This is a genomic window from Gordonia sp. NPDC003585 (genome assembly GCF_040610755.1).
In the GTDB taxonomy this organism is placed as follows: Bacteria; Actinomycetota; Actinomycetes; order Mycobacteriales; family Mycobacteriaceae; genus Gordonia.
Genome location: NZ_JBEXMX010000161.1, coordinates 1 through 4,257 on the forward strand (window position 1 = coordinate 1; position 4,257 = coordinate 4,257).

A 4,257-nucleotide genomic window follows, 5' to 3' on the forward strand; every position below is an offset into this window, starting at 1 on the left:
CTCCCAGCCGCCGCCGCCCGCCGCACCCCGCGACGTCAAACGCCCGCGTCGTCGGCGCCGCTGGCCGATCCTGCGCATCCTGCTGGTGCTGTTGCTGGTGATCGTGGTCGGCATGGTCGCGATGGTCTTCTACTACGACAGCAAGCTGCACCGGGTCGACGCCCTGGTCTCTTACGCCGGACGCCCCGGTGACACGCCCGGCACCAACTGGCTCATCGTCGGAACAGATTCGCGCGCAGACCTTTCCGACGAACAGCGCACCGACCTGTCCACCGGCGACGCGGAAGGCGCCCGCACGGACACCATCATGCTGGTGCACAATCCGCCGGACGGGAAGCCGCTCATCGTCAGTTTGCCGCGTGACCTGTACGTCGACATCCCCGGCGTCGGCACGGCAAAGATCAACGCGGCCTTCAACTCCGGTGGCGCCCAACTGCTGGTGCGCACGGTGGAGAACCTCACCGGCCTGCGTATCGACCACTACGCGGAGGTCGGATTCGGCGGATTCGACACCCTCGTCGACGCTGTGGGCGGCGTCGACATCTGTCTCGACCAACCCATCAACGACCCCAAGGCCGGACCACCGCTGAAGAAGGGGTGCCACCGGCTCAACGGCCGTCAGGCCCTGACCCTGGTCCGCTCGCGCGACTTCCCGCAGGCCGACCTCGTGCGCGTGGTCAACCAACGGAAGTTCCTCTCCGCGCTGGTATCTCGGGCCACCAGCCCCGGGGTGTTGCTGAATCCGTTCCGGTTCTTCGGCTTTGTCAACGGGGCGGTCGACGCCCTCGTCGTCGACCGTCACGATCACATCTGGAACCTCGCCGCCCTCGCCTTCGCCCTGCGCGACGATCCGATCACGACGACAACACCAACGGGCCCAGCGGAATTCGACGGCGGCGAATCGGTGCTCCCGGTGTCGGAGAACACCAAGCAGTTCTTCGAGTACCTCAAGGCCGGCAAACCGGTGCCCGAGCAACTGCTCGACACCACCGGTGGAGTCGTCAACTGATCATCGATGACAGCATATTCGCAGGTCAGACTAACCTTAGTTAGGGAGAACTTCATCGTCGTGCATCTGCGATCCACGTAGAATGGATCTCATGAGCACCGAACGAACGAAATTCCACCAGCTCCTGCACGACCAGATCAGCAACGAATTCTTCTCGTCGCAGCAGTACATCGCGGTCGCGCTCTACTACGACAATCACGACATGCCGCAGTTGGCCAGGCACTTCTACCAACAGTCCGTGGAAGAGCGCAATCACGCGATGATGATCGTGCAGTACTTCCTCGACCGGGACATGGCCGTCCAGGTTCCCGGGATCGACGCCCCGCGAACGGACTTCGACGACTACAAGGCGCCGATCGAGCTCGCGCTGACCCAGGAGCAGGCGGTCACCCAGCAGATCGTCGACCTCGCGAAGTCGGCCCGCGACACCGGCGACTACCTCGGTGAGCAGTTCATGCAGTGGTTCCTCAAGGAGCAGGTCGAGGAGGTCGCCACGATGACCACCCTGCGCACCATTGCCGAACGCGCCCAAGGCAATCTGTTCGACCTGGAGAACTTCGTGGAACGCGAACTCAACACCGCAGACGCGAAGGACGCCACCGCCCCGCCGGCGGCCGGCGGAAACCTCTGACGCCGAGGTTCAGCGCAGCGTGACCTGACGTCCGCGGATGCCGTCCCGTGAACTCCGTTCGTCCGGGGTGAGCGGGGCGGTTTGTGCGAGTGCGTCACCGAGCCACGTCTCGAACTGGTCGACGCCGGGATACCACTCCTCGTGGTGCATCTCGTTGTCGAGGTCGAAGACCGGAACCAACAGCCCGTGGGTGCGGAACGACCCGGCGAAGCGCGACCCCTCACCCAGCGTGAGCCGCCCCGCGGCGTGAAGTCGGGCCAACGCGGTCATGAGGTCATCCTCGGCTTCCGGGCGGATCCACCGGAGATGGGCTCGCTCACCGGCATCCACCCACCACGGCGCCCCGACCCCGGCTGCCGTCCGCAGGCGCGCCGTCGGCAGCACCGAATCGTTTGCGCGCTCGAACATCTCGGCAATCTCCGGTGGCACGTCGGTGCCGGGCGGGAACCACCACGAGAAGTCCTCGTACACCGTGATATCAAGCGGTGCATCGGCTTTCACGATGTCGAGAAGATCGGGAGACGACGTCGGCCCGAATTGCTCGCCGGGTTTGGCGTGAGCCGCCCACTCGATCGCGGCAGCCAGCTCCGCGCCCAGCTCGACGCGGTCCGGCTCGGTCTGCAACCCGACGAATCCCTCTGGGATATCCCGCGTTTCACGCACGAGGGCAGGGATGGCCCCGGGCAGGACGGTGGCCAGGGTCACTTCGTTGCGTACACCGGGCACCACCTCGCGCAGCGGCGCGTCGTCGTCGGCGAGCACCGAGGTCAGTTCGGGTGCGGGCGGCCCGGGTTCCACCAGATCCACCCGAGCGGTCGCCGAAGCGACAAAAGTGCGCAGCGCGACCAGATCGCATTCGGCGGCGAGCCCGCCGAACGGGCGCGGTGGCGGCGCGAGAGCCGCTATCTGCCTTGCTTTTCGCGCTGCGACCCGCTCGGCGCGATTGCTGCCGGGGCGCGGTCCGCTGCCCCGCTTGCTCTTCTTACCCATGGTCTCCCAGTTTCGTCAGTCGACGGTGACGAGCCAGTCCCGCACCTGTGCCGGATGATTGGTGGCCACCCACCGGACGCCGAGATCCGCGCACAACTGGACGTCGACGAGTTCGTCCACCGTCCAGCAGTAGGTCACCCGACCGGCCGCTGCCGCGCGATCCACCAGGTCCGGATACTGGCGCAACGTGGCCACCGAGGGGCCGATTCCGGTGGCCCCCACCGCCGTCGCGGCGCTGCCGCCGAGTACGCGCGCAGTGTCGCCGAGCAGGATCGTCGGCAGCATCGGTGCGTGCCGCCGGATACGCCAGACGCCGGCCGATGAGAACGAGATCACCACGGCCCGACTGTGGTCGGCCGACGGCGGTGCCGCAACGCCGAATTCGTGCAACGTCTCCAGCAGGGTCTGCTCGACCAGACTGCCGTAGCGCACCGGATGTTTGGTCTCGATGAACAGGCGGACCGGTCGGCGCCAATCCAGCGTGAGGGTCAGCAGTTCGCGCAGAGTGAGAACCGACGCGGGCTTGCCTGGGTCGTGCCAACTACCGAAGTCCAACTCGCGCAGTTGCGCCAGCGACATCTCACTCACCGCCCCGGTGCCGTCGGAGGTGCGATCGACGGTGCGGTCGTGGATGCAGACGAGTTGGTGGTCGCTGGTCAGCCGAACATCGCACTCGAGGCCGTCGGCTCCCTGGGCGAGGGCGAGTTCGTAGGCGCCCAGCGTGTGCTCGGCCACGTGCCCGGAGGCTCCTCGGTGAGCGACCACTGCGGGCTTTCCCGAACGGGAAACCTGTTCGGCGACATAGGCAGGGCCCTGGGCGCTCACGCGAGCACTACCCAGCGTTTGTCGGGCACCGGGTCGGGCGCGGGTGCGGCAAACAGGCGAGGAACGCGGTCGGCCATCCAGAATGCGAACACCGACGACACCACCGCGCTGATGATCACCATCGTCAGGGCGTTGGCGCCGGATTGGATCGAACCGGACTGCCACGCGTACAGGCGGAAGACGATCGCCGCGATCGCCGCCGCGTTGACGATGCCCCACGCCACCCAGAGGCGGATGAGACGGCGACGGATGAGGTCCCGGTCGAGATCGGGCCGTACGTCGGCCGCCTCGGCGATGAGGAGCCCGCCACCCACGATGTTCACGAGGGGTATGCCGCCGAGCACGATGAGCCACCGTCGGCGCCGCGGGTCCAGCCGGTCTGCCAGACCATACGACTGCTTGCGCACCTCGATCACCCAGGCCACGAACGTAGCGGTGGCCACGATGAACGACAGGACAGCCAGTACGCCGCACCCGAGGACCAGGACGGTCGAGGTGTCGATGAGCCACTTCGGGATCGGCGTCGTCCGGTTCACTGTCAACAGGATGTAGCGCAACAGGTGCACGACCGCCGAGGCCGCAAGGATGCCACCGGTCACCAGGAGCGCCAGACGCAGTTGCGACTGGGCGTTCTCGACCGGATCGACGGCGTGTTCCTCGGAGACGGGCCGGTCCCGAAGGCCCCACGTCGGCAGGTATGCGTAGCGCGGGATCGACCGCGGTCCCCGGGGTCGGTGCGGGCGCTGCGGGGGAATCGATTCCGGTGGGCGGCGGGCCACCCAACGCATGTTTGCCGCTCGGT

The 4,257-nt window shown here is 67.0% G+C and carries 5 protein-coding genes; 2 read left to right on the forward strand and 3 right to left on the reverse strand.

All coding sequences use genetic code 11. The features are described from left to right. Together ABZW74_RS24055 and ABZW74_RS24060 are read left to right on the forward strand one after the other, a co-directional pair. Nucleotides 1-1,009: LCP family protein (locus tag ABZW74_RS24055; RefSeq protein ID WP_355279967.1), on the forward strand; the 1,009-nt coding region annotated here is incomplete at its 5' end. Between the two features lie 91 nt (nucleotides 1,010-1,100). Continuing rightward, nucleotides 1,101-1,640, forward strand: coding sequence for a ferritin (locus ABZW74_RS24060; protein ID WP_355279970.1), 540 nt, complete (start codon nucleotides 1,101-1,103; stop codon nucleotides 1,638-1,640). A 9-nt stretch (nucleotides 1,641-1,649) separates the two neighbouring features. On the opposite strand, the gene ABZW74_RS24065 is transcribed toward ABZW74_RS24060, so the two are convergent. The 3 genes from ABZW74_RS24065 to ABZW74_RS24075 form a co-directional block, all read right to left on the reverse strand. Then, nucleotides 1,650-2,630 (reverse strand): DUF5926 family protein, encoded by a 981-nt coding sequence (locus ABZW74_RS24065; protein ID WP_355279973.1) that lies wholly within the window; start codon nucleotides 2,628-2,630, stop codon nucleotides 1,650-1,652. 15 nt (nucleotides 2,631-2,645) lie between these two features. Beyond that, complete coding sequence (locus tag ABZW74_RS24070; protein WP_240857367.1) at nucleotides 2,646-3,455, reverse strand: glycerophosphodiester phosphodiesterase family protein; 810 nt, start codon at nucleotides 3,453-3,455, stop codon at nucleotides 2,646-2,648. Further along, the coding region (locus ABZW74_RS24075; RefSeq protein WP_355279976.1) for a DUF4328 domain-containing protein at nucleotides 3,452-4,257 on the reverse strand (806 nt) is incomplete at its 5' end. The genes ABZW74_RS24075 and ABZW74_RS24070, both read right to left, overlap by 4 nt.